Source organism: Thermoanaerobacter uzonensis DSM 18761, from assembly GCF_900129115.1.
Taxonomy (GTDB): Bacteria; Bacillota; Thermoanaerobacteria; order Thermoanaerobacterales; family Thermoanaerobacteraceae; genus Thermoanaerobacter; species Thermoanaerobacter uzonensis.
Genome location: NZ_FQUR01000024.1, coordinates 1 through 26,876, shown reverse-complemented (window position 1 = coordinate 26,876; position 26,876 = coordinate 1). Strand labels below are relative to the sequence as shown.

Here is a 26,876-nt window from a genome sequence, read left to right as displayed (position 1 = left end):
TAATACGATTTAATCTAACCATAGTGGAATTGAAACTGTTTGATGCTGAAAACAAATATTTAAGCCAAAACGGGATTTAATCTAACCATAGTGGAATTGAAACATAATATCCTCAGAAGAAAACTCATAAATTTTGTCCGATTTAATCTAACCATAGTGGAATTGAAACCATACCTATTATTGCCTGTTAGATTCGACAGGCAAAGATTTAATCTAACCATAGTGAAATTGAAACCGATTAATAACAATTTATGTGGATTGAGGTGATAATATGGAAATAGATGAGTTAGATGTTGTAAAATTAAAGGATGGGCGTGAAGGAACTGTAGTTCATGTGTTTGACACAAAGGATTTGCCCAGAGCATATGAAATTGAATTTGATGATGGTGAGTTCGAAACAATCGAAGAAGATAAAATTAGCGAAGTAATTTGGCAATTAGATAAACACTAAACCACCCGACCGAACAAGGTTGAAGTGGAATTTAATCTAATCATAGTGGACTTGAAACAGAGATTGAGATTAGAATAGTACAGATTTCAAGTATTCTGGATCAGATGCGGGTCAAAATATGTATGGATTAGATACAGCTTTAGAGCAAGACCCTAAGACGGTGGGGATGGATTTTTCAAGGAGGTGGAAAAAAATTAAAACCTAGATTAGCTGAGTCTGGTTCGGCCTTAAGAAGGCTTATGATGGCACCTCTTACCAAAGCTAATAGAGTCCGACGCTTTGATCCAGTGGTAAAGAAGGTTTAAAACTTGCATGAATTGGAGGCAGCACAATTAATGCCAAATCCAATTAAATTAGACAATATATCAATAAGTTGAAATAATGGTTTACCAGATGATGAGATGGCTAGAATTTAATACTTTATTAGCACAAAATGGTTTAGTAACTAAAGAGACAGCATTAAAACATATATTCCAATTTGATGAAGTAGCATTACAGGGAGAACTTATGAAAATTGTAGCTGACGTAAATGCATAAATACCGCTTATCTTTAAACCGAACATACAGCCTCCGCAGGTAAAAAGGTAGTGAAGGATAATGCCTTTTGACGAGGGAAAACACATACAACAACTTGTAGAAATACATCGAAATTTGAATGGGCTTAATAAATACCTTAAAAACTTGAATATAAATAACATAGTGAAAATTGATGAGGAAAGTGGAATATATAATTACCATCAAAGGCACAACAAATGAAAGTGTGAAAATTTTCCCTAATGCAGTTATAGATTTGTTAAATCCCAAACAGGACAAAATAACCCACAGAAGATTTTACAACGAAGAAGGTAATGTAAAAGTGGATATCGATTTAACGGATCACGGTCATTCCAAAGCACATCCTATTGTCCCTCATGCACATGATTGGGGAATGGCGAAAGACAAAGGGAATTCAGGCCATTAACTGAAGTAGAAAAAGAAAAAATCAAGGATATTTGGAGTGATGAAGAATGATGTATGATACTTATAAGGATTTAAATGAGTTTATTGAGGATATAGAAAGAATAGGCGAGATTGAGTTTGAGTATAAGGGTAAAGATTATTCACTTCTGTACTATGACAAGATTTATATTTGCGAGTACAATAAACCAGAGACGGAAAAAGAATATGATACAATAGAGGAGTTTTTAGATGATTACAAGATCGATAGTGTTCCAATAAGAGAATTAGCGACAGAAATAAAGGTGTTTGCCCATTAGTACCACCTCAACCTGCTCGGTTAGATGGTTAAATTTGGGGTTTCAACTCGCCTTTTGCAACTTTATCCATATGCCACCACCAACCTGTTTCACCATTTGGCGGGCCTTTTACAAAAGGCGCAAGTTTATCAGCATATTTTAAAACTTTTTCTTGTAATTCTTTGCCTTCGGGTGTCTTGATTAGCTGTTTTTCTTGAAGAATATCGAGGATGTTCAATAAATAACTTACTGCAAAATAATCAGGTTCTTCCTCTTCAAAAATATCAAGACTTTCAGCTTCCATTTTAGCTTGTTCAAGTATGCTCATATTCTCACCTCACAAAATTCGAATATATGGCTGTTTTACAAATACTTTGCCCAATCTTCTTTATCCTCGAATGACCAACCACTTGCATCCTTATTCACATGCTCGTTAAACAAAGTTAAATTCACCTTGCGTTTTTCATATTTTACGAATGCACAGCAAATATTTCCACGATGTGGGTCTCTAAATGTATATATCTTATCATCATTTTTCTTGGTTTGCAACAAGAATTTTTTATATTTTGTTATATGTTCTTCTTTAATTTCTTTTTGATTTCTTGGTATCATCTCATCAAATGTATATCCATGCTTTGCAACGTGATATTTTTCACGATACGACTCCTTTTCTTTTCTTGCTTCTAATATTAGCTTCTTTTTAATAAGCCAATGTGTGTTATTCCACTCAATTTGCCTTAGCTCAGTCAACTTTTTAATTAAAACTGAATAATACATACTTTTTCCCTGCTGCTTCTGATTTAATATAACCATAGTGGAATTGAAATTGGTTTTTTATTGCGAATAAATAATATAGACACTTTAAATTAAATAAGTTAAAATAAAAATGTATAGGAAACACTTAACAAATATTAAAGAACTATTGTATTAATTAGGCTATGAAAGTAAAGCTACAAATCTGCAAGAAGAAAAGAAATTTATATTTTTTTAAAGAGAAAACATTATAGAGAGGCGTGGTTGTGGATGGATAAGGAAACAATGGAGAGATATCAGGCATGGTTAGATGACCCTTCAATTTCAGAGAAGGATAAAGAAGTTTTAAAGAAAATGAATGAATCTGAAATACAGGATGCCTTCTTTATGGATTTGGAGTTTGGAACTGCTGGGTTAAGAGGCATTATGGGGCTTGGGGCAAATAGAATGAATTTCTATACGGTGGGTAAAGCGACACAAGCCCTTGCTAATTACATAAATAAGACTGTAGAGGGAGAAAAAAGTGTAGCTATTTCTTATGATACGAGAAGATTTTCAAGGGAATTTGCTGAAGAAGCTGCTCAAATACTTGCAGCAAATGGGATAAAGGTGTATCTTTTTGACGATTTTAGACCCACACCTCTTTTGTCTTTTGCTGTCAGGTTTTTAAAGGCTACAGCTGGTATAATGATAACAGCGAGCCACAATCCTCCGGAATACAATGGATACAAGGTATATTGGTCAAATGGCGCCCAGATTATTCCACCTCATGATAAAGGCATTATAGAGGAATACGAGAAACTGTCTTTTGCGGATGTAAAAAGGATATCTTTTGATGAGGCTAAAGATAAGGGTTTTGTGGTCATGGTAGGGAAAGAGGTGGACTCTGCATATTTTGAAAAAGCCCTTTCTTATTCTTTTGGCATTTCTTCAAAGGATTTAAAGATAGTGTATACTCCTCTCCATGGGACAGGTATTAAAATTGTCCCGCCGCTACTTGAGAAAGTAGGGTTTGATGTATATATTCAAAAAGAACAGCAGATACCGGATGGAGGCTTTCCTACAGTGAGCTACCCTAATCCGGAGTTTGATGAGGCCTTTGAGCTTGCTTTGAAAGATGCAAGAAGCATTGATGCGGATATAGTTGTGGCTTCAGACCCGGACGCAGATAGGATGGGAGTTTTGGTAAAGCATAGAGGAGATTATGTGAGAATAGATGGAAATCAGATGGGCATTTTGCTTTTAAATTTTCTTCTTACGATGTATTCTCGAAAGGGCATGCCAAAAAATCCGGCTGTGATAGAGTCTATTGTGTCTTCCAAGCTCTTTGCTAAAATTGCAAAAGCCCACGGGGTTGAGGTTTCTGAAGTTTTGACTGGATTCAAGTGGATTTGCAATGAGGCTGACAGGTTAAGAGCCGAAAGCAAAACTGTATTTTTTGCTTATGAGGAAAGCTATGGATACAATATAGGTGATTTTGTTTACGATAAAGATTCTGGGACTCCAATAATGGTAACTTGTGAAATGGCAGCTTATTACAAGCAAGAGGGCATGACTTTGGTGGACGCTTTAGAAAAGATTTATAAAAAATACGGGTATTATCTTGAAGGGCAGCTTTCTCCTGTGTATGAAGGAGAAGCAGGAGTAGAAAAGATAAGGAGAATAATGAAAAGGTTGAGAGAAAATCCCATTGAAAGTCTTGCGGGACATAAACTGACAGGGATGATAGATTATTTAAAAGGACATGGGCAAATTCCTCCTTCGGATGTTTTAAAGATGGAGTTTGGGGATAGGCTTTTGGTCTATGCAAGGCCTTCAGGGACAGAGCCGAAAGTGAAGTTTTACTTTATGGTTATGAATATGGAAAGTTTAGAAGAAGCGAAATCTCTCTTAGAAAAGGCGAAAGAGGAGTTTGCAAAGACTTTGGGTTTGGAAGATTAATTTTTTAAGGAGACCACAATAAGTGGTTTCTTTTTTTGTATTGATTTATTTTATGTGAATGTGTAAAATTGTTACAGAATGTTAAGAAGAGGGCAGTGGATATGAAAGGAAAAACGGTGACTAAAATTTTAGTTTTTGTTTTTCTCATAATGGCAATAACTGCTATTCCATTGAAGGCAGTAAATCTGGGGATTTCAGAAACTCTCTTAAAGGAATTTATTGTGGAAAAAAAGCCACAAAGTCTTCCTCAAGAGGATGTTCATAAAGAGGATAATTATACAAAAATAGTTATAAGTGCAGTAGGGGATTGTGCTTTAGGCTCTGATGAGTCCTATGGTAAATTTGGTACCTTTGATGAAGAGTTAAAAAAGCATAATTATGACTATGGATATTTTTTTGAAAACGTCAAAAACATTTTAGATAAGGACGATTTGACGATTGCAAATTTGGAGACAACTTTTACTACTGCAACGAAAAAAGCTAATAAGGAATATGCTTTTAAGGGAGAACCTTCTTATGCGCGGATTTTAAAAGAAGGGAGTATAGAAGTTGTAAATTTGGCAAATAATCATACTTTTGATTATTTGAGAGAGGGTTTTGAAGATACAATAAGAGCATTAAAGAAAGAGGGAATTGGGTATTTTGGATATGGGTATAAATACGTTACTAATATAAAAGGGATAAAAATTGGAGTGCTTGGTTATACAGGTTTTGACAATACTATGGAGACTAAAAATCAAATTAAAAGGGATATTATAGAATTGAGACCTAATGTCAATATTTTGGTTGTTAGTTTTCACTGGGGAGAGGAGAATCAGTATTATCCAAACAAAATCCAGAAAGATTTAGGCCATTTTGTAATAGATGAAGGAGTAGACCTTGTGATAGGTCATCATCCTCATGTGATACAAGGGATAGAAAAGTATAAAAATAGGTATATTGCCTATTCTCTTGGCAATTTTTCTTTTGGGGGGAATAGAAATCCTAAAGACAAAGATTCTTTGATATTTCAGCAAACCTTTATTCTTAATGATAAAGGAGAGATAATAGATATTGAAGAGGATATAATACCTATCTCTGTTTCTTCTCAAAAGGATAGAAATGATTTTAAACCAATTATTCTGGAAGGGAAAGAAAAGGAAAGAGTCTTGAAAAAGATTGAGATGTTGTCAAAGGGAATAAATTAAATAAGAAAAGAAGGATTGAAATATAAATTTTTTAGAATTTTAAAGAGTTTGAAAAATATAAAGTAGCAGAGTATAATGAAGATGTGTACATAAGTACAAAAAGGAGGAAGAAACATGCCCAGACGATATGTAATTGTTGGTGGCGATGCTGCTGGAATGAGTGCAGCTTCTCAAATTAGAAGACAGGACCCTGAAGGAGAAATTCTTGTTTTTGAAAAAGAGGGAGTCATTTCTTATGCTCAATGTGGCCTTCCCTACTGGGTGGGGGGAGTAGTACCTGAGAAGAAAAAGCTTATTGCCCGAACAGCTGAAGAGTTTTACACTCGCTATAATATCGATGTAAAGCTTTATCATGAGGTTACACAGATTATACCTCAAAAGAAGCAGATTTGTGTATATCGCCGGGAAGAAAAAGATGAAATTACAGTGCCTTATGATGTGATTTTAATTGGGACAGGAAGTGCAGCGATTGTACCGCCATGGGAAGGTAAAAATTTGCCTGGAGTTTTTACTTTGAAGGCAATGGGAGATGCGGAAAAACTTTTGTCTTGGCTTGAAACTCATACTCCTAATAAAGCGGTGGTAATTGGTGGGGGATATATTGGTTTAGAAACAGCAGAAGCCTTACATAATAGAGGGTTTAAAGTGACTGTTTTGGATTTAGCTCCTCAGCTTATTCCGACTTTTGATGCTCCTATTGCTGAAATTGCACAGGATGCTCTTAAAAGGCATGGGGTAGAAATTCATTTAAATGAAGAAGTTGTGGGGTTAGAAGGGGATGAAAAAGGCGTACGGGCTGTTGTGACAAAAAATGGTTCTTTCCCAGCCGATTTAGTCATTATTTCTATAGGAGTTCGCCCAGTTAGTGAGCTTGCCAGAGAGGCTGGTATAGAGCTAGGTCCTCGAAATGCGATTCTTGTAAATGAACGCCTACAAACAAATATTCCAGATATTTTTGCCGCAGGGGACTGTGCTACCCATTTTCATCGCATAAAAAATGCGCCGGATTATGTGCCTTTGGGGACTACGGCTAATAAACAAGGACGAATTGCTGGAATTAACATGGCGGGCGGAGATGCAAAATTTGCAGGTATTGTCGGTACAGCGATCGTGAAAGTTTTTGATAGGACGATTGCAAGAAGCGGTTTAGGGGAAAGGGAATGCCAAGCTTTAGGTCTTCCATATCAGACTGTTTCTATTAAGGCAAGACCTATAAGTCATTATTATCCTTGGGAAGATGAAGTTTTGACTATTCGTCTCCACTTTAATAAAGACAACCGCAAGCTTTTAGGAGGACAAATTGCAGGAGGTGCTGGGGTAGACAAGCGAATTGATGTTCTCGCTACAGCTCTTTTCCACGGTATGACAATTGATGACCTTCAGGCCTTAGACCTTGCTTATGCGCCTCCGTATAACTCGGTATGGGATCCTCTTCAACAAGCAGCGACAGTAGCACAAAGAGAAAAATAACGATCAAAAATGTCTTACCTATATTCATGGTAAGGCATTTTTATATGTTAAAAATTTCAACTTAATCGGGGATCTAGGATATTCAAGAGGTTTACAGCAACTATGTTATTACCTATAATTGAAATTGGGAATAAACTTTGGAGGTGGAGTATGAAAAAGCTTGAAAATTATGTTTTTATTTTTGTAGGAGCTTTTCTTGCGGCAGTAGCATTAGAAATATTTCTAGTACCTAATAATATAATTGATGGTGGTATAACTGGTATTTCTATCATGTTAAGTTATTTAACAAAGTTACCTCTTGGAGCTTTTATTTTTCTATTAAATATTCCTTTTTTGATTTTTGGTTATAAGCAAATAGGTAAGAGCTTTGTGATTTCTACTTTTTTTGCTGTTACGATTCTTTCTATAGGAGTAACTTTTTTGGAGAAAATCCCTCCTCTTACAAGTGATACTTTGCTGGCTTCTGTTTTTGGAGGTATCATTTTGGGAATTGGAGTAGGGCTTGTAATAAGATATGGAGGTTCAATGGATGGAACAGAAATTGTGGCAGTGGTAATTTCAGAATGGAGTGGTTTTTCTGTAGGAGAAATTGTATTATTTTTCAATATTTTTATTTTGGGAAGTGCTGGAATAGTTTTTACTTGGGATAGAGCTATGTATTCTCTCATCACTTATTTTATTGCTTTTAAGGTCATTGATTTGACTATAGAGGGTTTAGATGAAGCGAAAGCTGTTATGATAGTTACTGAGAAAGCAGATGAGATTGCGGAAACTATAATAGCCCGTTTAGGACGAAGTGTTACATTTTGGGAAGGGAAGGGTGGTTATACTAAAGGAACAAAAGGAATTTTATATGCTATAGTTAGCCGTTTGGAGATTGCTAAGTTAAAAATGATTGTGAAAGAACATGACGAAGGAGCCTTTGTTACCATACATGATGTCTACGATGTTTTAGGAGGTAAATTGCAAAAGAGGTCGATTCATTAATGCTGTATACATCTTATTTTTCTAAAAAGTGATTAGACGTCTGACAAATAACAAAAAATTGTGATATAATATAAAATTGGTTAAAGTAAATAATAAAAATACCGATAAAAATAAAGTGAGGTGTTAATGTGAAAGAGACGTTGCTGGCATTAGTTACGGGAATGATTGTAGGATTAATTTTTTCATCTTTAAAATTGCCACTCCCTGCTCCGAATGTATTACCAGGAATAGCTGGCATTATAGGAATTTACCTTGGGGGAATATTGTTTGAATACATCCTTAAATTTATTAGTAGATAAAGTCTTGAAGTAGCAGGGTGGGATGAAAACATAATCTATAAAAGGGGGAACATGTATGAGAAGCATATTTTGGCGGCTCATTATTTCATTTCTTATAGTAGCAGCCATACCGGTGGGGGCTATTTATTATTTCGCGGTTGATGATAAAGTAATGCATGTCTTTATTACAGTAGCAAGTGTTAGTTTTGCTTTGTCATTAATTTTATCAGTAATTATTTCATTAAATATTACAAGACCTATTAAAAAATTAATTGAAGAACTTAAGAGAGCACAAGAAGGAGATTTTACAGCCAATGTAGATTTAAAGAGAAAAGATGAGATTGGTACATTAATAATGACTTTTAATAGGACGATGGAAAATGTTAGAGCAATTTTAAAAGACGTCTCTACTTTTGCTCAAACCACTAAAGATACAGCGAATGCCCTTTTTAGATCGATCGAACAAGGGAATATGACTTTTGAACAAATTTCTAAGGCAGTGGAAGAGATTGCAAATGGAGCTTCTGAACAAGCAAAAGATACTTCTAATGCGGCCGATATGGTGCAGAATATTGGGAATAGTATTGATGATTCTGCTAAATTTTTCAAAGCCGTAGAAGAGTCTACTATAAATGCTGATAAGCTTAGTCAAAATGGCATGCACACAGTAAATTCTTTGAAAGAAAAAACGGATGTTACAAAAGAGTCAATTGACGAAGTTGTTAGTGCGATAAATGAATTGCAAGCAAATTCCCACCATATTGAAAAGATTATAGAAGTGATAACGGGAATTGCAGACCAGACCAATTTGCTTGCCTTAAATGCTGCTATTGAAGCAGCAAGAGCTGGTGAGGCTGGTCGTGGATTTGCAGTCGTCGCAGAAGAAGTTCGAAATTTAGCAGAGCAATCGAGACAAGCTGCCAGTGAAATAGCCAAGATTATAAGTGAAATAGAGCAAAAGACAGACAAGACAGTTGAAAAAGCAAATCTGGTAAAAGAAATTGCGGATGACCAGGCACATCAAGTGGAAACTACATATGCTGCTTTTAATGAGATCAAGAGTTCAATAGATACTATTACTGAAAATATACATATGTTGAATAATGCGATGATGGAACTTGCAAGGTATAAAGATGAAATAATAGGATCTATAGCAAATATTACAGCAGTGTCAGAAGAGACTGCTGCTTCCACCGAAGAAGTTGCTGCATCTACAGAAGAGCACATGAAGTTTATAGAGGAGATAAAAGAAAGTTCGGAAAATCTGTTAAAGTCAGTTACTGCCCTTGAAAATATATTATCAAAACTTGTTGTCTCAGTATAAAATGAAACTAAGACAGTGCTAAAAAAGCCTGTCTTTTATTTTTTATTGTTTTATAAGATTATAATAAAAATTTTTGTGGACAAAAGCGAACTTTTAATATAATTTCAAAAATAAAATTCGCATTTTAATTGATTTGTGCTTTTTTTTCTGGTAATATATATTACGGGTTTTTACTTTTCAATACTAAGTAAAAGGGGTTATCTTTATGAGAGTATATGATGTTATTATTGTTGGAGGAGGACCTGCGGGACTTTTTACCGCATTAGAACTAATTAGTAAGAAAGATGGATTAGATATATTATTGTTAGAAAAAGGGAAAGATATACAAAAAAGAATTTGCCCTATTAATGCCTATGGTTCAAAGTGTGCTAATTGTAAACCCTGCGCTATTACTTCTGGAATAGGGGGCGCAGGGGCATTTAGTGATGGGAAACTGACTTTAACGTCAGAGTTTGGCGGAGTTTTAGATGAATACATGCCTAAGTCGCAGCTTAATGATCTTATAAATTATGTTGATAGTATATACGTAAAATTTGGAGGGACAACAGAAGTTCACGGTACAGATAGAGAAAAAATCAGAGAAATAGAAAAAAGAGCTCAAGCTGCAGATTTAAAATTAATTCCTGCAGTGATAAAACATTTAGGTACAGAAAAATGCTTTGACATTATAAAAGACATGAGAGATTATATTGGGCAAAAGATGGAGATAAAAACAGAGACATCTGTTGCTGAGATAATTGTAGAAAATGGTAAGGCAAAAGGAGTAATTACAGAAAAAGGAGAAGAATATTACGGGAAATATATAGTTGTTGTACCTGGAAGAGAAGGGGCTGAATGGTTCAAAAGAGAAGCTGACAGGCTAGGACTAGAAACAAAGAATAACGCTGTCGATATAGGAGTGCGAGTAGAAATTCCTGCTGTTGTTATGGAAGATATAACAAAGGAAATATACGAATCGAAATTTATATATTATTCTAAGTCATTTGATGATAGGGTAAGGACTTTTTGTATGAATCCTTATGGTAAAGTTGTGATAGAAAATAATAACGGAATTAAAACAGTAAACGGACATAGCTACAAAGATATAAAAACAGATAATACAAATTTTGCAATACTTGTTAGCAAAGAATTTACCCATCCTTTTAATAGACCCATAGAATATGGACGTTATATAGCAGAACTTGCAAATATGTTAGGAGATGGAGTGATAGTGCAAAGATTAGGGGACTTACTGGCGGGAAGACGTTCTACTCCAGAAAGGATTAAGAGAGGTCTTGTGGAACCAACTTTGAAAGATGCAACGCCAGGAGATTTAAGCTTAGTGTTACCTTATAGATTTTTGCAGTCAATAATTGAGATGTTGCAAGCTTTGGACAAAGTATCTCCAGGGGTATACTCTAAACATACGCTTTTATACGGTGTTGAGGTAAAGTTTTATTCCTCACGTGTAAAACTTACTGACAAATTTGAAACGCAAATTCAAAATCTATTTGCGGCGGGAGATGGAGCAGGTATTACAAGAGGATTAGCACAAGCCTCTGTATCTGGCGTTGTAGTTGCAAGAGAAATATTGGAAAGAGTTAAATAAGGAAGGAGAATAATTATGTCAACATTAGTTATAGTTGGTACCCAATGGGGAGATGAAGGGAAAGGGAAAATTACTGATTACCTTGCGGAAAAGGCAGATGTAGTTGTAAGATACCAAGGAGGAAACAACGCGGGGCACACTGTTGAAAAAGAGGGTATCCAGTATAAACTTCATTTAATTCCATCTGGGATATTGTACCCTGGGAAAATTTGCATAATAGGTAATGGCGTAGTAATTGACCCTGCATCTTTGATTGAAGAGATAGATAATTTACAAAAACAGGGAATTAGCGTAGATAATTTAAAAATAAGCGATAGAGCCCATATCGTTTTTCCTTATCACATAAAGCAAGATGAACTTGAAGAGATTTCAAAAGGGAAAAACGACTTAGGGACAACAAAAAGAGGAATTGGTCCTTGTTACATGGATAAGTCAGAGAGAATAGGCATAAGGGTTTGTGACCTTCTAAAACCCAAAGTTTTTGAAGAAAAACTTAGAAGAAATGTGGAAAAGAAAAACAAGCTTTTTAAGGAGCTATATGGAGCAGAGGGATTTGACTTTGAAGAAATGTACAGGAAATACCTGGAGTATGCTGAAAAAATAAAACCCTTTGTTACTGATACAACGGTGCTTTTATACGATTTAATAAAAAGTGGCAAAAAGGTTTTATTTGAAGGAGCACAAGGGACACTTCTCGATTTAGATTTGGGTACCTATCCTTATGTTACTGCTTCCCATCCTATAGCAGGCGGTGTAACAGTAGGGGCTGCTATAGGACCCACGATGATTGATGAAGTTATAGGAGTTGTGAAGGCGTATACTACGAGGGTCGGCAAAGGCCCATTTCCTACAGAGCTTTTTGATGAAAATGGTGAATTTTTAAGAGAAAAAGGCCATGAATACGGCACTACAACAGGAAGAGCCAGAAGATGTGGCTGGCTAGATGCTGTGATTCTTAAATACTCTGTAAGAGTATCTGGTATAACACATTTTGCTTTGACAAAACTTGATACCCTGACAGGGCTTAAAAAAATAAAAATTTGTACAGGATATAAATTTAATGGAAGAATAATAACAGATTTTCCCGCAAGTCTTGAGGACTTGGCTCAATGTGAACCTGTATATGAAGAATTTGACGGGTGGGAAGAAGATATACAAGGAGCAAAAACTTTTGACGACTTACCTTATAATGCTCAAAAATATATAAGAAGAATTGAAGAATTGATAGGCATTAAAGCAGCAATAATATCTGTGGGACCAGAAAGAAATCAAACTATTGTTTTAGGGGATTTTTGATGAAATGATTTAGGCTCTTTTGCAAAAAATTTTTTTAAAAAAGCTTGACATATACTGTTGCTCTAAGTATAATATATAAATGTCAGGGCAATTGGATATCTAATAAAGGTGCTGGCGTAGCTCAATAGGCAGAGCAGCTGACTTGTAATCAGCAGGTTGAAGGTTCGAGTCCTTTCGCCAGCTCCATTTTTTTAACTTCAAAAATGAATTTGGTCACATTTTGGTCACAAAAAAATAAATTAATTTAAAAACACTTAAAAACAATTAACAAATAAGGGCTCAGGTAAAATATGTAGTTACCTGGGTTTTTTGTTTAAAAAATCTTCAAATTTTTTGAATGCCTCTTTTTCTGCCTCAATAGTGATATTTGCATAAAAGTCCATGGTTATACCAATTTGTGAATGGCCAAGTATTTTAGAAATAATCTTCATAGGTACACCTGCTTGGACTAAAAGACTTGCACAGGAATGTCTTAAATCGTGAAATCTTATCATCGGTAGTTCAGGATTTTGTAAAAGCACTTTATGAAATTTCTTGCTTACATAACCAGGATCTTTAAATCTTCCATCTTCCCATACACTTACGTATCCTTCATATTCTTTTATATATTTGTCTCCCAACATCAATTTATTTTCTATTTGCTTCTTTTTTTCTTCTTTTAATGCTTTAATTACCTTTTCTATTAGAGGTATTCTCCTTACACTTGTTTCTGTCTTAGGTTCTCTAAAGATTAATTCTCCTTTTACAATTTGTGCCTGCCTCCTTATTGTCATTTCTCCTTTTTCAAAATCAATATCTTCCCATTTCAGCCCACAAATTTCACCTATTCTCAGCCCTTCGTATAATGCAAGAATCAAATGTATATAAATTGGGGAATCTTTAAATATTTCTTCTGCTTTGTATGCATCAGCATTACTCCATACAAGCATCTCTTTCTTATCCTTTGATGGCGGTTCTACATAGTCACATGGATTTCTAGATATATACTGCCATTTGACAGCACGGTTTAATGCTGATTTTAAAACCCTGTGGTGATAATTAATAGTTGTATTGGACAAACCTAGTTCTTTAAGCTTATTGTAATACTTTTGAATTTCCAGAGGTTTTAAACTAGCCAATTCAATACTGCCCAAATGAGGCTTAAAATATAAATCGATAAGTTCTCTATAGGATTTTAATGTTTTTGGAGCTAATTTAGGCAAACAGTGTTCTTTATACCATTCATCTAAAAATTCTCCAAGAGTAAGTTTAGACAGAAATAATTCTCCTTTTTCAAGTTTATAAAGAATTTCCTGCAGGGCTTTTTCAGCCTCTTTTTTTGTTTTAAAGCCCGAAAAACGCTTTTGCTTCCTTTTGCCGTTTTCATCACGCCCTACATCGACAACAATACTCCATTTTGAACCTCGCTTTGTGATATGTCCTCTCATGGTAATGCCTCCCGGTTCAATTCTATTATTGTCTCAGGAAGTTTTAGAATGTTGATAAATACATAGTAATTCCACTTACCTAAATGCTGTAAAATATACATGGCGAATATATTAGCATCTCTTTCAATTTTACTTTCAGAAAAAAGTGTAAATTTAGTCAGATATGGAGTGTTGACCCGAGCATGTAAAACTGCATGCCCGAGCTCATGAGAGCAGACAATCAGCTTCATTGCTTCGTCAAGATTTTGATTAATTACTATGTACTTATTCCGCTTGTAGTACTTGTAGTATCCTAAAATACTGCCTAACTCGCACTCTATAACATTAACGTTTAGATTTTCTGCTATACGAAAGGGGTTAGCAGAGTTAGTTCTTTTAATAAGTTTTTTTGTTATCTTTTGTATTTCATCTTTGGTATACATTAACAATCGTATCACCTTCTATACTTCTTAGGAGTATATTTTTTCTTGTTCATTAACCTAGCATGTTTTAGAATCATCTCAAAAGAATCTTTAAGGTATTCCTTAGTTTCTTCATCAACCGGCTCACCGTTAAAAAAGGCCAGCCCTTCCGCACTTGTGAGGTCTTTCATCCACTCTTCCAGAGTCTTAGCAATGTCCTTTTTATCCTTTTCTGTAAGCTGCGGCTGCCATTCTTGATTTTCTACCTGTCTAGTTTCTAAATCGGCAACGGGAGTAACAGTTGGTTTTTCATCTAAATATCCAGCTACTTTCATTAGCTCCTCATATGATACTTTCAATGCTGCTGCAATCTTTCTTAGTACTTCGGGGGATGGTTCTCTAAGTCCCCTTTCTATTCTGGATAAATGTGCTGCACTTACTCCCGAATACAGTGCTAATTGGTTTAAAGAGAGGTTTTTCTCTTCTCGAATTTTCTTTATATACTCCCCAATTGTCAAAGCCATTCACCACCCATCTACTTGAATTTTATAATATATATTGCCTAAAGGCAATAAAGAGGAGAAAAATTTTTTAAAAAGTATTGACAAGTGGCAAAACATTGTGCTATACTATTACCAGATGGCAATATTGCTCGCTGGTAATTGAGGTGTTAGCTATGAAGAAAGTAATTAACCTTGATTATTTAAAAAAATATATGGAACAAAACAAGATTTCTGAATCTAAATTAGCAGAACTAATTGGAGTAGATTATACAACGGTTTATAGGGTATTTAAAGGGAATAGAAATCCTGGCGCTAAATTTATTACGGGACTTATAAAAAGTGGTCTAGATATAGACCTTAAAGAAATTTTTTCTAATAACTAAAACAATACGACTGATTTCATACCTTTATTATACCCTTATTTCTTCCAGTTTTACATAAGGAGGTAAAAAATCATGGATAACAGAATAACCATAAAATTTGAAGTTGACATTACGGACGTTATAGCGCAAATCATGCAGCTTCTCAACACTGCAGAAAAAGATAAAGAAGAACAAAAGCCTTTATCTTTACTTGATGCTTATACAATAGATGAAGCAGCAAAAGTATTAGGAGTGAGCAAAAGCTATATGTATGAGCTTGCAAAGCACAAAGATTTTCCTGCTATAAAAATACACGGCAGAAAAATAATCATCCCTAGGCGAGGCTTAGAAGAATGGATGAAGAAGAAGTTTGAAGAAGAAAAAGGCACCAACAAAGTAGTGGCAATAGGAGGAAAAAGGTAATGTGGCACGAGTTTAAACCAATAAAAAATAAAGACCTCCTATTCAAAGTAGCTGAAGCTCTTATGAAGGTAGCACAAATTAGAATAGAAAAAGCCGATGAAGGCTGGAAATTAATGATAAAAACCTAGTATATAGGAGAACTATGCCTAAAATACGGAACAAAAAATATAACCTAAGGAGTGGAATTATGGATAAAAAAACTAAAGCCCTTGAACTATATCTTGAAGGATTTAAGTTAGTAGAAATAGCACAGCAGCTTGGTATTTCTCAACCAGCTGTTACAAAAATATTAAGACAATTCCCAGAATATCATCAGGAAAAAGAGCGGCGCAAAAAAGAAAACGAAAAAAGAGCAAAAGAGTGGAGAAATGAGTATAAAAAACAAAAGAGAGAGCAATATGAAGAAGAATATGAATTATTACAAAAGGACCATAGAGAAGCTGTACAGTCACTCTCAAGAAAAGGCAGACTCAGCAATGATGTTCTTATAAAATTATGTATTCTTCACTATGACTACAGCAAAGAAAAAGAAAGGCTTGTCTTCAACGAAAGTGCTGGAAAAAGGCCGGCGGATCTTCCTAAGTCGACGTATGTACATAAGAATGTTTTGAAGCAGTTTAGAGTATAGTGCACTAGAATATTAAAAATTTGCAGATTTAGGAGGAATAAAATGTTAAATAGAATTAGTAATTCTATGTGGGACTTTATGATAGCTTTAATTTCAGTTGGGCTTTTTATTTTATCTCATGTAATGTTTATTCTTGTCGATTACAAGGTGATAATTTCAAATTTATCTTTTATAAAAGGTATGGGACTTTTATTTATTGCATATATAACTATTTCCCTTATTGGAATTTTTACAATTGAACCTGTATTGGAACTATTTTCTTATCTAGTGCACAAAATTACTTTAAAAGAGATTGAAATAATTAATGTTACGGATTTTTTGGTATTTTCCGGTTTGTATTTTATAGTACCTTTTATTATTTTCCTTATCATAAGATTTTTTTAATCTGTACCTCATAAACAGGTCTACGCCTCCATAAGGATTCCGGATGTTTTAGAATATATGCAATTGATTGCCATAAGGATAGATAAGCAAAAGGTTCTATATACAGACGATTACACTTTTTTTGTTCTATATATATTTCATATTGAGTAAAGTTGGTATGAACATAAATAATAAATTTAACAAATTCATTGTCATTTATTTTTGTCATCTGTACATGAATTCCTGCATTGACTAGTTTTTTAATTAAACTTTGAATTTCATCTATATATACTTCATGGGTTTTAAAAGTTACAGTTTTTACATTTTTGTTTTTCTCTATTATTTTTATAACTTTTTGTATTGCTAAATTAAAATCTTTGGCCATAATTTGAGAGAAAAACTGATTTTTAGTTAAGAAAAGCGTTTTGTTTCTTAGTTTATTGTATTTGGATATTTTGTTCCTAAATTGTTTTTCGTGTTTTTTGATACACAAAAAGGTTATTGGATGGATTGAGGCATTGATTTTATATGAATCTTTTCGGAGTAACTTCCTTTTCATTATAAAGGTTGTTGAAAGATGTATTCTGTTAAAATAAAAGATGGAAGTTATAAAAAATACTATTAAATAAATGCCCTGAATGAAAATGAGCAATATAATTGTAATATAAAGGTTGTATTGAAAATAACTTTTTAAAATGAGAAATAAAATTAAGTTGACTACCAAGTAGTTACTCCAATCAACCATCATATTTAATACTGCATAGAACAAAATAACAAGAAACATTAATAAAGACCAAAAAATTTTAGAACTTTTTTCTTTCATGTCGTTTAGGTCTCCTTTCTATTTAACTTTATTTTATACGTATATATACATCGGCATATATTCTAAAAAATTTAAAATAATGGGAATTTACTATGCAATAATTACCAAATTAGGACTTGAATTATCCTTAAAAATATCATAGAATAAAAGCAAAAGCGTACTGAAAGCAAAATGAACTGGAGGCTTTCTTATGAATGAGGATAAAATCCTTTATTTGCTAGAAAAAGTTTATACTGAGTTTAGCAATAAATTTGATGAATTTGCCAAAAGATTTAACACCATAGAGGAAAGAATAACAGGAGTAGAAAAAAAGATATCAGGAGTAGAAGGTAAAATAACGGGAATAGAAGAAAAGATAGAAGATATAGAAGAAGAAGTGAAAAAATTAGGAATAAAAATAGATACCGAAATTACCGACAAAGTAAGGGCTTTATTCGATGACAGACAGCTTTTGCATGAAAAACTTGATGAGATAAGTGGAAAAATTGACATGCTTCAGATGGATGTAAATAATCTAACAGTTAAGACGGTATATCATGACAACCGCATAAAAGAGCTGAGCAAAAAACTGGGTGTTTAATAAGCCCAGTTTTTCTGTTTTATTGAGGATTTTTATGAAAGGAGATGAAAACTTGAATATGCTTTACACCGCCGGCCTAGCAGCCGGCATTTTCTTTGGCATAGTTTTGGGAGCCTTAATTGGACTTATTTTAAGCATATCAAAGGAGGTGCAAAATTGAGTAAGTTTGTGTATATCTGTCACCCTTACAGCGCTAATCCTGCAGCAAATAGGGTTAAGTTTGATAAAATTTTTAGGTTCATAAGAAACAACTTCAAAGAAGTAGTGCCGTTTTCTCCTGTCCATGCATTTAGCGAGTTTTATGATGACAGAAAGGAGGAGGATAGGAAGGAGGTGCTGAAGCTGTGTACGGATGTTTTAAAAAAGTGCGATGAAGTATGGGTATTCGGTAACTGGGAGAGCAGTGAAGGCTGCAGGCTTGAGGTTAAAACTGCTGAAGAGAGTGGGATTAAAATAAAATTTTTTAATGATGAGGAGGTAGGCTTATGAATGGAATTACACCTGTTGGTGAGGCACAAATAAGTGCATTTTTGTGGAAAATTGCAAACTTCGTAATGGATGTAGGCATTGTTGTAGCAGTAATTTTTATTGCAGTAAATGGATACAGGTTTTATACTTCAGGGCATAACCCCAGCAGGAGAACAGAAGCAATGATGGGGCTTTTCTGGTCTATATTAGGAGGTATAGTGGTTGTTGGTGCAAAATTTTTCGCAGGTGTAATACTTGGGTTTAAACCCCAGTAAGGAGTGACTTTAATGAGAATGTTTGAGGTGCCTATTCAGTTAGAAAGAGAAGAAAAAATATTTGGTGGAAGTTTTTCGGTTAGACAGATGATATTTGTTATTACAGGAATTGGAATTGGAGCAGTATTTTTTGTAAGGTTCTTTGCAAAAGATTTATTTGCTGCTGTAACTCTCTGGAGCCTTTTTTCAGCTGTTGGAGCATTTACGGCTTTTTTTAAAAAAGATGATATAGAAATAGATAAGTATGCCGTAATGTATTTGAGATTTTTGCTTTCGCAAAAGGAGTATCCCTTCATTGGAGGTGGAAAATGATGTTTTTTAAAAAGAGCAGCAGCGCAGACTTTTTGGACATTGAAGATATAAAAGATGGGCTTTTAATTTTAAAAGGCAATAGGTACAGGGCGGTTGTAACAGCCGACCCTGTAAATTTTTCTCTTCTCTCGGAAGAAGAGCAGGAAGGCCTTGAAGCTGCTTTTATGAACTTACTTCTCTCTTTATCTTTTCCACTGCAGTTTTTTACAGTCATTAAGCCTGTAGATGTTTCTGAATCAGTAGCGGAATTTAGAGAAAGGCTTCAGCTTCTTCCCGATGGAATGATAGAGTACGAGAGAGAGCTGGAGGAGTTTCTTGGATACTTTTCAAAGCAGACCATTACTACAGAGTCTTATGTAATTGTTCCTTACGACGATTCTTCAAGAGAATATAATAGAGCAAGAGGAGAATTAATGAGGAGAGTGCATGTGGTTGCTGAAGGCCTTGCTAAATGCGGACTCATGCCGAGAGTTTTGGGTACTGATGAGCTTCTGGAGCTCATGTTTTTTGTGCTGAACAGGGATGGAAATATTAAAGTTAATACACTCATTAAAGCAGGGGCTTTAGAGCTGCACAAAAAGGAGGTCAGGTTAAGTGCTGAAGCTTAAAAAGGATAAAGAAAAAGCTGTTAAGGAAGAATCACCGCTTTTTAGTAGAGTCCCTACGGTTGTGGAAATGATTTCACCTGACGGCTACCTAATAGAAAAAGACTATTTAAGGGTGGGTAAAAAGTTTTTCAGACTATATGCACTCTTAGATTTCCCGCAGGCTGTCTATGTGGGGTGGCTGGAGGATGTGAAGCTTCTCGGTAGTGTTGATGTGTCAGTCCACATTGCACCTGTTGATGCGAGAGATGCTGTAAACCAGCTCACAAAAAAGATTACTCAGTACCAGTCTCAGTACATGCTGGATGAGCAGAAAGGCAGTATATATGAGCTTGGGATTTTAAGAAAAGCGGTGCAGGACCTTGAAGGACTGAGAGAAAACATACAGATGAACAGAGATAAGCTCTACTATGTTACAGTCATTGTTTCAGTTTCTGCGGATTCGCTTGAAGAGCTCGAGAAGAGCTCAAAAATTCTGGAAGAGGTTCTGGCAGGCAAAAGCATAAGAGCAAGAAGAATGTTTCTGAGGCAGGGCGAAGCTTTTAAAAGCTTTGTGCCGATTTTAGAAAATCACTGTGAAGATCTTTCAAGAAATTTTAATACAGGTGCTGCTGCATCACTTTTTCCTTTTGCATCTCCAGAGTTTTCCCACAAGAAGGGGATACCGCTTGGAGTAAATCTTTTTACTGGAAGTCCTGTAATTTTTGACAACTTCATAGGTCCACCTTTTATGACAAACTACAACCTGGGGATATTCGCAACCTCCGGAGCAGGCAAGTCTTTTTTGGTTAAGCTTCTGTCTATGAGAGGGGCGCTTTTAGGTATAAAAACAGTTTTTGTTGACCCTGATAGGGAGTACAACCGTCTTGTGCAGAAGATGGGAGGAAGTATTGTTAAGGTAAGCACAGATGCAGAAAATATAATTAATCCCTTTGACCTTGAAGAAGAGGAAGATGAGAGTGGAGCAAAGTATGTGGATATAATTCAAAAAATAGCCGAGATAAAGGCTTTGGTTGGAATGATAGTGGAAGGAGTTATGAAGGACAGGATTTCAGCAGAGGAATTAGCGGCTGTTGAGGAAGCAGTAAGGGAGGAGTATGAGGCAAGAGGAATAAATAAAGACCCGGGCTCTTTATATGTAGAAAATGCTGTGGAGGATGGGGCATTTTACTTTAAGAAGAAAAAAGAAATGCCTACCCTGTCGAGCTTTGTTGAAAGGCTTAAGAAAAATCCAAGAGGAGAAAGAATTGCTGCTGTTTTGAAGCCTTTTTTGAGGGGCGGCACCCTGGGCATATTTGATGGACAGACAAATGTTTCGTTGAAAGATGCATATCTTGTTAATTTTGATATATTCGACATAAAAGACCAGTTTTTAAGGACATATGCCATGTATGTCATAACAAACTGGGTGTGGGAGAAGTTTGTGAAGAAGGATGTGAAGCAGAAGAAAAGGGTTGTGGTGGATGAGGCATGGATGTTTATGAAGTACAAAGATACGGCATATTTTCTGGAGAATTTGTCAAGAAGGGCGAGAAAGAGAAACACTTCTCTTACTGCTGCGAGTCAGTCCTTTGTAGAATTTTCAAATTCGCCAGAGGGAAAAGCGGTTTTAACGAATTTAGCAGCAGTATTTTTGATGAAGCAGGCACCGACCGACATAGATTCAGTGCAGGAGGTGTTTCACCTGTCACAGGGTGAAAGGGAGTTTTTAACCTCCTGCGGGGTTGGTGAAGCTTTATTTCTGGTGGTCAGGAACAAGACTGCCGTTAAGGTGGTGGCAAGTGATTATGAAAAAAGCCTCATATCGACAAATCCAAATGAGTAGACTGTTTGTTTTAATTGTACTTTTTGTGTTTTTGCTCAGTGCAGCTGCTTATGCTGAAACACCTTCTGTTACTAATTCAAGTTCACAGCAGCCGCAGGAAGACCAGGGAAGCCTTATAGAAGAGCTCATTGCCGCACCAATCAACGGGCTTTATGAAGCGATTAAGCTTTTAGGACTTAAAGGTTTTGATGAGCTTATATTCAATACATCCTACGGTGAGCTGGCACCTTACAGCCCACAGGAGTGGGATATTGTGATGACATGGTATGGGAGAATAAGAGATGCTGTGTGGGTGCTCCTTTTAATTGCAGTAGCTGCCCAGGGATACAGGTTTATGACATCCAGTGTCAATCCGTCCAAAAGAATAAACTTCATGCAGAGTGTTTCAAGTGTTATATATGCATTTTTCATAATACTTTTTATGCCGTACTTTATAAGGCTCATGTTTCAGGCAAACAATGCTCTTGTTGACTTATTCCACGGTATTGCCCAGAGTATGGGAGCAGTAGGAAGTACTTTTGACATAAATGATATAAAAACAGGAAATGTACTTGCTACAGCAATTGTCAAACTGGGCTACATTGGTATTCTCCTTTACTTTAATTTCCTGTACCTGATAAGAAAATTTGTTTTGACCTCGATGTTTATACTGACACCAATTGTGGCATGGAGCTGGACAATATCGGGAAGAAAAGAAGGCATAGGAGTTGTAATGGGAGAAGTTGCTTCAAATGCTTTTATGCAGGCAGCACATGCGCTGGTTCTTTCTCTTTATTTGGTGCTCATAAAAGCCGGGGTTTCTACAGATTTTTCTTCATGGTGGGCCCAGATTTTTGGGATGGTATGCTTAATACCCACTGCAAATGTGATAAGGGACCTTCTTCAAGGCTGGCTTAAATTCCTGGGAGTCAATGAAGAGAAGTGGGCGGGAGCAGCAACTTTGGGGCTTACCGGACTTGTAGGGCTTGCAAATATTGCAAAGACTGCTGCACCACCAAAAATTTCTTTACCTTCAGGAAGCGCTTCAGCAGGACCGACTATATCTTCGGCAGCAGGACCTGCTGCGTTCGGGATTAAAGCAGGAGCGAAAGCTGCCAGTGTGGGAAGCGTTGTTGGTGCACTGGCAGGTTCTGCAGCCTCTATTCCTTTAAGGACAATGGGAGTGGATGTGACAGAGCACTTTAGAAATATCGGAGGCTTCACAGGTAAAGTTATCGCCGCTCCTTCTGCTGCAGCAGGAGCTTTAATAAAAGATGCGTACAGCAGAGGTAAGGAGAGCGGAGCCGGCTTTATTGGAGGACTGTCTCAGGCTGTTGGAATGGAAAAAATACTGAATGAAAGGGATGCGGCTGAAGCGCTGGGGAGAGCTGGAGGAATGATTTTAGGGTCTGCATATGGCTACAAAGGAATCGAAATAGGAAAAAGGATAGGAGGAGCGGTTGGAAGATACGGCTTCCATGCGGTTTCATTCATTACACCGTCAGTTTTAACATCAAATATAGATGCGTTCAGATGGAGAAGCTGAGGCTTTAAAAGGTTTTTAAGCTCTGAAATCAGGCAGGGGTATAATCTTTATTCCCTGCCTGATTTTTTAGGCGTTAAAAGCGGAATATATGGGAGGGTTTAATATGCTGGATGAAAGAGAGGATTATGAAGAATACCTTAAGAGAGCAGCAGTGATAAAAGCTGCTGAAGAATGGGATGAGCCTATATTTCAAAAGGCGGAATCATATGAAGGAAGTGGTTTTGGCATTATAGGGTTTCTGGTGATTTTTTATCTGCTCGATAAAGCAGTAAGCTTTTTAATTAAGGCAGAGATGGTTGTAAGACCTTATTTCAGAGAAATTATGTCCTTTTTGAACTGGATTTTTGGATATATTCATTTGTTTAACTTGTCCTGAAAAATTCCCGATAGAACCCCTTTGGGAACCTATCAGGAATTTTTCAGGCGTAAATCTTATGAAATTTTGAATGAAAATATGCTTTAGGTGAGGATGTATATGGATAACCTGGTTATGATTCTTAGAAACAGAGTTAAAAACATAATATCAAGATACCTGTGGAAAGCTGTAAAGCCTGTCCTCCTCACTTTTTTGCCCTACTTGATAATAATGGGTCTGGTAATACTTATACTTCTTTCTATATTTGGTGCAGCTTCTTCACAAACAGTTGAAGGAAAAGAAAAAGTGAAAAAATATGTTGAAAGCATTAAGCCGGAAGCTGTGTCAAAGTACAAGCAGGAAGAAAATTTTCAGCTGCCGTGGGGTATAGTTTATGCAGTTGAGGAGTATGCAAACGGATGGAGCAAAGATGTTGATATGGAAAGGGTTAAAAGAATAACTGATGACCTTAAGCCGGAATTTGAGTATATGGATTATACTGAAAAAATTGTGAGGACCGGATTTGAAGTTGATGCAGATGGAAACGTAAATCCTAAGGAGGAGGTCATTTACGTGCCGGTTAAATTACTCACACAGGTAAGAACTTATGAAGGGATCTATGTGTTTGAGTATCAAGAAGTGACTGAGGTAAAAGGAAATGAATCCCACACATATATGGCTTTAAAAGGGATGGAGTTCTATGAGGACTATTCCAAACTTGATGCTGTAATAGCAGGAGAAATTAAAACAAGCTCTTACGGCAGTTATGAAGGAGAGGCTAAAACCATTGAGCTTTCTGGAGGAAAGCTTCTGTGGCCTGTTCCTGCAAGTCATACAGTAACATCGCCTTTTGGTATGAGGTTTCATCCTGTGTTGAAGACATACAGAATGCATACAGGTATTGATATAGCAGCGAATGCGGGAGACGAAATTGTTGCAGCTGCTGATGGTATTGTAAGGACAGCTGGTTATTATGGAGGTTACGGCAATACTGTGATAATTGACCACAGTGACGGAGTTTCAACTCTCTATGCCCACTGCTCAATGGTGCTTGTTAAGCTTGGACAAATTGTTAAAAAGGGACAGAAGATAGCGTTGGTCGGAAGTACAGGTATTTCTACAGGGCCTCACCTGCATTTTGAGGTGAGGCTTAATAATATTCCGATGGATCCAATGAAAGCTCTAGACAATCTGAGCATTGCTTCTGGAAGCACAGCAGCAGGTCAGAATATAGACAGGAGGCTTATTTTAGAAACAGGCCGGGCTTTTATGAAAGGTGAACAGAATCTTGATTGGCTTATAAAAAACAGGTGAGGTGTTTTTTATGGAGAGGAGAAATAGGTCTGCTGCTTTAGTAAGCAGGGTAATACCGTATCATCCGGAATACAGAAAGATAACAGGCTCTGTTACTGCAGCAATCTTGTTTGAGCAGCTGGAGTACTGGTTTGACAGATACAACTACAACAGCTTTTATAAATTTCTTGAGCCGGCACCAGACCATCCTTCTTATGTTCCGGGCGACAGCTGGGTAGAAGAACTGGGATTCTCTGTAGAGGAGTTTAGAACTGCTTTTGATAGGATTGGTGTGAGGTACAATTCAAAGACAGAGTTTTTAAAAGCACAGGAGGAAGGAAGACTTTTTATCAAAAACGGAGAAGAAAAGCTGTACTGCAGCTTTATAGACAAGCAGAAAAATGTAACCTACTATGTAAGAAACAACGAACTTGTGGACAGACTGCTGGACGAGCTCACTCACAAGGAAGTGGAAGGAGAACTTCAGTTTATAAAGCCGGAGATAAAAAATGAAAAGGCTTTGTATCCTGATATTTTAGTGAAAAAGGACGGGGGTCAATCTCCGGAGATGGGGAATCCCAATCTCCCGAGATTGGGAAAGTCCATCTCTGGAGATAGGGAAAGTCCATCTCCCGAGATGGTAAATCCCGAGCTCCCTATATCAATAGATTACATCAGTAGATTACATCATAAGATTACATCAGTCAGTCAGTCAAATAATATGGAAATGGACAGGGACGGACTGACTGACGGACAAACTTTAAATCAGTCAGTCAATCAGTCAGATGATTTTGACAGTGAGGTTATAAAGGAACTTAAGCAGAGATATATGCTGACAGATGAGGATATGAGGATATGCATATCAAAAATGAGAGGGCGGAACATACGAAGCCCTGTTAGTTTCTTGGAAAAGATAATTGAAAATTACATTAAGGAAAAGTCTGTAATGAATGCTGTGAAAAAGGCAGATGAAAGCAGCAGTTTTTTTGTACCTAAAAACTACTTTAACAGCTATTCTCAGAGAAAGTACAACGTGGAAGAGCTGGAGAAAAAACTGCTGGAGTGGTCAGCAAAAAAAGAAGATGGTGGATGAAGGAGGAGATGAGTGTGGTGCTTCTTGCAACTGGAATTGAAGCGCTGGACAAAAAACTTTCTGAGGTGCTTCCTAATACTGCAGTGGTATACTACAGGGAAGCTGTTTTTAATTTTAATTTTGACACCCTGATTTTTTCTGAGGCTCTTGCAGGCGATTTATCAGCAGAAAATCTGCTTTTTGAAGTGAGGAAAAGAGGAAGGAGAGTTATTTTCCTTGCAGGAGAAAGCATTAATAAAGACTTCACAGCCAAACTTTTTATAATGGGAATATATGACATAGTATTTGAGCCTGTAACGGCTGAGAAAGTAAAAGAAATTTTTGAAAAGCCTAGAAGCTTTGAAGATGTATCCTATTTGCTCACAAATTTAGAGGACACTGAGCTTAAGTTTGAAAGTTTTGTAAAGAGTGTAGAAACCGCAAAGAAGCAGATAGAGGGCATAGTTAAATTTTTAGGCGAAAGCTACAGATGCACCGACCTAAACGAAGGCCTACTAAAAATTGAACAGCTTCTAGTAAAGGAGGTTCTTTATGAGCAGGATTATTAAAATTGCTTTAATAACAGCTGCTGTTTCCGCAGCCTTTATGCTTGTGTTTATGCAGAATATCCAGAAGACAGAAAAGGTGGTTGTTGTGGAAAAAGATATACCGGCAGGTACTGTTATCTCAGAGGATGCGGTAAAAATAATTGATGTGCCTGCTTCGGTAGTTAACCCTAACTATGCCAGAAGCCTATCCGATGTTGTGGGGAAAGTTGTGAAGGAAGGAAGAGTAAAAGGAGACTTTATCCCAATTGAAATTTTAACTTCAAAAGATACTCAATCCTTAGGCCCCGACCATGCTGTAATGACAGTTCCTATAACTTCTGTAGAAGCAAAAACGCTTCAGTCAGGAGACACAGTAAGCTTTATAGTCTTTGACCAGACAGGCTCTAAAGTTCTTGACGGCTTTAAAGTAATCTCGGTTGTGAAGGAAGGCTCTGACAAGGCAAACTTAATCCTCAATGCAGATTTAAACTCTGCAGCACAGCTTGTGCCGTACTTAAAGCTTAATTCATTCAAAGTAGTAAGAAGGTGATGAGAATGGTTATTACAGTATTCAGCCC

The 26,876-nt window shown here is 36.2% G+C and carries 36 protein-coding genes and 1 tRNA gene; 31 read left to right on the top strand and 6 right to left on the bottom strand.

Features of this window, described 5'->3' with window-relative positions; genetic code table 11:
- Window positions 1–271: 271 nt before the first annotated feature.
- From BUB32_RS11705 to BUB32_RS11695, 4 genes are all read left to right on the top strand, one after another.
- Window positions 272–451 (top strand): hypothetical protein, encoded by a 180-nt coding sequence (locus tag BUB32_RS11705; RefSeq protein WP_029688662.1) that lies wholly within the window; start codon window positions 272–274, stop codon window positions 449–451.
- 393 nt (window positions 452–844) lie between these two features.
- Window positions 845–988 carry a hypothetical protein gene (locus BUB32_RS12865; protein ID WP_159428543.1) on the top strand — a complete coding sequence of 48 codons (144 nt, stop codon included), beginning with the start codon at window positions 845–847 and terminating at the stop codon, window positions 986–988.
- Window positions 989–1,160: 172 nt separating this feature from the next.
- The gene (locus BUB32_RS11700) at window positions 1,161–1,412 is read left to right on the top strand and encodes a hypothetical protein (protein WP_072969540.1); all 252 of its coding nucleotides are present in this window, start codon (window positions 1,161–1,163) and stop codon (window positions 1,410–1,412) included.
- A 46-nt stretch (window positions 1,413–1,458) separates the two neighbouring features.
- Window positions 1,459–1,707, top strand: coding sequence for a hypothetical protein (locus BUB32_RS11695; protein ID WP_072969539.1), 249 nt, complete (start codon window positions 1,459–1,461; stop codon window positions 1,705–1,707).
- 28 nt (window positions 1,708–1,735) lie between these two features.
- On the opposite strand, the gene BUB32_RS11690 is transcribed toward BUB32_RS11695, so the two are convergent.
- Both BUB32_RS11690 and BUB32_RS11685 read right to left on the bottom strand, forming a co-directional pair.
- Window positions 1,736–2,014: a hypothetical protein gene (locus BUB32_RS11690; protein ID WP_072969538.1), complete on the bottom strand. Its 279-nt coding sequence runs from the start codon at window positions 2,012–2,014 to the stop codon at window positions 1,736–1,738.
- A gap of 35 nt (window positions 2,015–2,049) precedes the next feature.
- Window positions 2,050–2,463, bottom strand: coding sequence for a hypothetical protein (locus BUB32_RS11685; protein WP_072969537.1), 414 nt, complete (start codon window positions 2,461–2,463; stop codon window positions 2,050–2,052).
- A gap of 246 nt (window positions 2,464–2,709) precedes the next feature.
- Here BUB32_RS11685 and BUB32_RS11680 point away from each other — a divergent pair, with 246 nt between their 5' ends.
- From BUB32_RS11680 to BUB32_RS11640, 9 genes are all read left to right on the top strand, one after another.
- A complete protein-coding gene (locus BUB32_RS11680; protein ID WP_072969536.1) occupies window positions 2,710–4,380 on the top strand; it encodes a phospho-sugar mutase in 1,671 nt (556 codons plus the stop codon).
- A gap of 101 nt (window positions 4,381–4,481) precedes the next feature.
- Entirely contained in the window at window positions 4,482–5,567 is a 1,086-nt protein-coding gene (locus BUB32_RS11675; protein ID WP_072969535.1) for a CapA family protein, read from the top strand.
- 114 nt (window positions 5,568–5,681) lie between these two features.
- Window positions 5,682–7,037, top strand: coding sequence for an FAD-dependent oxidoreductase (locus tag BUB32_RS11670; protein WP_072969534.1), 1,356 nt, complete (start codon window positions 5,682–5,684; stop codon window positions 7,035–7,037).
- Window positions 7,038–7,187: 150 nt separating this feature from the next.
- Window positions 7,188–8,024: a YitT family protein gene (locus BUB32_RS11665; protein WP_072969533.1), complete on the top strand. Its 837-nt coding sequence runs from the start codon at window positions 7,188–7,190 to the stop codon at window positions 8,022–8,024.
- A gap of 128 nt (window positions 8,025–8,152) precedes the next feature.
- Window positions 8,153–8,323 carry a XapX domain-containing protein gene (locus tag BUB32_RS11660; RefSeq protein ID WP_072969532.1) on the top strand — a complete coding sequence of 57 codons (171 nt, stop codon included), beginning with the start codon at window positions 8,153–8,155 and terminating at the stop codon, window positions 8,321–8,323.
- A 55-nt stretch (window positions 8,324–8,378) separates the two neighbouring features.
- Window positions 8,379–9,626 (top strand): methyl-accepting chemotaxis protein, encoded by a 1,248-nt coding sequence (locus BUB32_RS11655; protein ID WP_072969531.1) that lies wholly within the window; start codon window positions 8,379–8,381, stop codon window positions 9,624–9,626.
- Between the two features lie 205 nt (window positions 9,627–9,831).
- The gene (locus BUB32_RS11650) at window positions 9,832–11,214 is read left to right on the top strand and encodes an NAD(P)/FAD-dependent oxidoreductase (RefSeq protein WP_072969530.1); all 1,383 of its coding nucleotides are present in this window, start codon (window positions 9,832–9,834) and stop codon (window positions 11,212–11,214) included.
- Between the two features lie 15 nt (window positions 11,215–11,229).
- A complete protein-coding gene (locus tag BUB32_RS11645; RefSeq protein WP_072969529.1) occupies window positions 11,230–12,510 on the top strand; it encodes an adenylosuccinate synthase in 1,281 nt (426 codons plus the stop codon).
- Window positions 12,511–12,620: 110 nt separating this feature from the next.
- Window positions 12,621–12,696 (top strand) — tRNA-Thr (locus tag BUB32_RS11640).
- 110 nt (window positions 12,697–12,806) lie between these two features.
- On the opposite strand, the gene BUB32_RS11635 is transcribed toward BUB32_RS11640, so the two are convergent.
- From BUB32_RS11635 to BUB32_RS11625, 3 genes are read right to left on the bottom strand one after another with little or no spacing between them, the layout of a single operon-like run.
- Window positions 12,807–13,937, bottom strand: a complete 1,131-nt coding sequence (locus tag BUB32_RS11635) for a site-specific integrase (protein WP_072969528.1) — start codon at window positions 13,935–13,937, stop codon at window positions 12,807–12,809.
- Entirely contained in the window at window positions 13,934–14,359 is a 426-nt protein-coding gene (locus BUB32_RS11630; RefSeq protein ID WP_234949293.1) for an ImmA/IrrE family metallo-endopeptidase, read from the bottom strand. Before BUB32_RS11630 ends, BUB32_RS11635 begins: the two co-directional genes overlap by 4 nt.
- An 11-nt stretch (window positions 14,360–14,370) precedes the next feature.
- Complete coding sequence (locus BUB32_RS11625) at window positions 14,371–14,862, bottom strand: helix-turn-helix domain-containing protein (protein WP_072969526.1); 492 nt, start codon at window positions 14,860–14,862, stop codon at window positions 14,371–14,373.
- Between the two features lie 152 nt (window positions 14,863–15,014).
- Here BUB32_RS11625 and BUB32_RS11620 point away from each other — a divergent pair, with 152 nt between their 5' ends.
- The 5 genes from BUB32_RS11620 (at window position 15,015) to BUB32_RS11605 (ending at window position 16,638) form a co-directional block, all read left to right on the top strand.
- Window positions 15,015–15,224: a helix-turn-helix domain-containing protein gene (locus BUB32_RS11620; protein ID WP_022587564.1), complete on the top strand. Its 210-nt coding sequence runs from the start codon at window positions 15,015–15,017 to the stop codon at window positions 15,222–15,224.
- A gap of 72 nt (window positions 15,225–15,296) precedes the next feature.
- Complete coding sequence (locus tag BUB32_RS11615; RefSeq protein ID WP_072969525.1) at window positions 15,297–15,626, top strand: helix-turn-helix domain-containing protein; 330 nt, start codon at window positions 15,297–15,299, stop codon at window positions 15,624–15,626.
- Window positions 15,626–15,754 carry a hypothetical protein gene (locus BUB32_RS13240; RefSeq protein WP_268807568.1) on the top strand — a complete coding sequence of 43 codons (129 nt, stop codon included), beginning with the start codon at window positions 15,626–15,628 and terminating at the stop codon, window positions 15,752–15,754. Before BUB32_RS11615 ends, BUB32_RS13240 begins: the two co-directional genes overlap by 1 nt.
- 59 nt (window positions 15,755–15,813) lie before the next feature.
- Window positions 15,814–16,254 (top strand): helix-turn-helix domain-containing protein, encoded by a 441-nt coding sequence (locus tag BUB32_RS11610; protein ID WP_072969524.1) that lies wholly within the window; start codon window positions 15,814–15,816, stop codon window positions 16,252–16,254.
- Between the two features lie 42 nt (window positions 16,255–16,296).
- Window positions 16,297–16,638 (top strand): hypothetical protein, encoded by a 342-nt coding sequence (locus BUB32_RS11605; RefSeq protein WP_072969523.1) that lies wholly within the window; start codon window positions 16,297–16,299, stop codon window positions 16,636–16,638.
- Here the strand turns inward: BUB32_RS11605 and BUB32_RS11600 are convergent.
- Window positions 16,622–17,440, bottom strand: coding sequence for a hypothetical protein (locus BUB32_RS11600; RefSeq protein WP_072969522.1), 819 nt, complete (start codon window positions 17,438–17,440; stop codon window positions 16,622–16,624). The two genes, BUB32_RS11605 and BUB32_RS11600, sit on opposite strands and share 17 nt — an antisense overlap.
- A gap of 190 nt (window positions 17,441–17,630) precedes the next feature.
- Here BUB32_RS11600 and BUB32_RS11595 point away from each other — a divergent pair, with 190 nt between their 5' ends.
- From BUB32_RS11595 to BUB32_RS11540, 13 genes are all read left to right on the top strand, one after another.
- Window positions 17,631–18,020: a hypothetical protein gene (locus BUB32_RS11595; protein ID WP_072969521.1), complete on the top strand. Its 390-nt coding sequence runs from the start codon at window positions 17,631–17,633 to the stop codon at window positions 18,018–18,020.
- A gap of 34 nt (window positions 18,021–18,054) precedes the next feature.
- Window positions 18,055–18,180, top strand: coding sequence for a hypothetical protein (locus BUB32_RS13235; protein WP_268807567.1), 126 nt, complete (start codon window positions 18,055–18,057; stop codon window positions 18,178–18,180).
- Window positions 18,177–18,509 (top strand): DUF7768 domain-containing protein, encoded by a 333-nt coding sequence (locus BUB32_RS11590; protein ID WP_072969520.1) that lies wholly within the window; start codon window positions 18,177–18,179, stop codon window positions 18,507–18,509. The genes BUB32_RS13235 and BUB32_RS11590 overlap by 4 nt, the downstream gene beginning before the upstream one ends.
- On the top strand, window positions 18,506–18,763 hold the full coding sequence (locus BUB32_RS11585) for a pilin (protein WP_072969519.1): 258 nt from the start codon (window positions 18,506–18,508) through the stop codon (window positions 18,761–18,763). Before BUB32_RS11590 ends, BUB32_RS11585 begins: the two co-directional genes overlap by 4 nt.
- Before the next feature lie 12 nt (window positions 18,764–18,775).
- Window positions 18,776–19,075: a PrgI family protein gene (locus BUB32_RS11580; protein ID WP_072969518.1), complete on the top strand. Its 300-nt coding sequence runs from the start codon at window positions 18,776–18,778 to the stop codon at window positions 19,073–19,075.
- Complete coding sequence (locus BUB32_RS11575; RefSeq protein WP_234949292.1) at window positions 19,072–19,683, top strand: hypothetical protein; 612 nt, start codon at window positions 19,072–19,074, stop codon at window positions 19,681–19,683. The genes BUB32_RS11580 and BUB32_RS11575 overlap by 4 nt, the downstream gene beginning before the upstream one ends.
- Window positions 19,670–21,505: a VirB4 family type IV secretion system protein gene (locus BUB32_RS11570; RefSeq protein ID WP_072969516.1), complete on the top strand. Its 1,836-nt coding sequence runs from the start codon at window positions 19,670–19,672 to the stop codon at window positions 21,503–21,505. The genes BUB32_RS11575 and BUB32_RS11570 overlap by 14 nt, the downstream gene beginning before the upstream one ends.
- Complete coding sequence (locus BUB32_RS11565) at window positions 21,468–23,030, top strand: hypothetical protein (protein ID WP_072969541.1); 1,563 nt, start codon at window positions 21,468–21,470, stop codon at window positions 23,028–23,030. The genes BUB32_RS11570 and BUB32_RS11565 overlap by 38 nt, the downstream gene beginning before the upstream one ends.
- A 103-nt stretch (window positions 23,031–23,133) precedes the next feature.
- Window positions 23,134–23,406, top strand: coding sequence for a hypothetical protein (locus BUB32_RS11560; protein WP_072969515.1), 273 nt, complete (start codon window positions 23,134–23,136; stop codon window positions 23,404–23,406).
- A gap of 99 nt (window positions 23,407–23,505) precedes the next feature.
- Complete coding sequence (locus BUB32_RS11555) at window positions 23,506–24,699, top strand: M23 family metallopeptidase (RefSeq protein ID WP_084727019.1); 1,194 nt, start codon at window positions 23,506–23,508, stop codon at window positions 24,697–24,699.
- Window positions 24,700–24,709: 10 nt separating this feature from the next.
- Window positions 24,710–25,771, top strand: a complete 1,062-nt coding sequence (locus tag BUB32_RS11550; protein WP_072969514.1) for a hypothetical protein — start codon at window positions 24,710–24,712, stop codon at window positions 25,769–25,771.
- A 14-nt stretch (window positions 25,772–25,785) separates the two neighbouring features.
- Entirely contained in the window at window positions 25,786–26,319 is a 534-nt protein-coding gene (locus BUB32_RS11545; protein WP_072969513.1) for a hypothetical protein, read from the top strand.
- Window positions 26,303–26,848, top strand: coding sequence for an SAF domain-containing protein (locus BUB32_RS11540; RefSeq protein WP_072969512.1), 546 nt, complete (start codon window positions 26,303–26,305; stop codon window positions 26,846–26,848). Before BUB32_RS11545 ends, BUB32_RS11540 begins: the two co-directional genes overlap by 17 nt.
- Window positions 26,849–26,876: the final 28 nt, after the last annotated feature.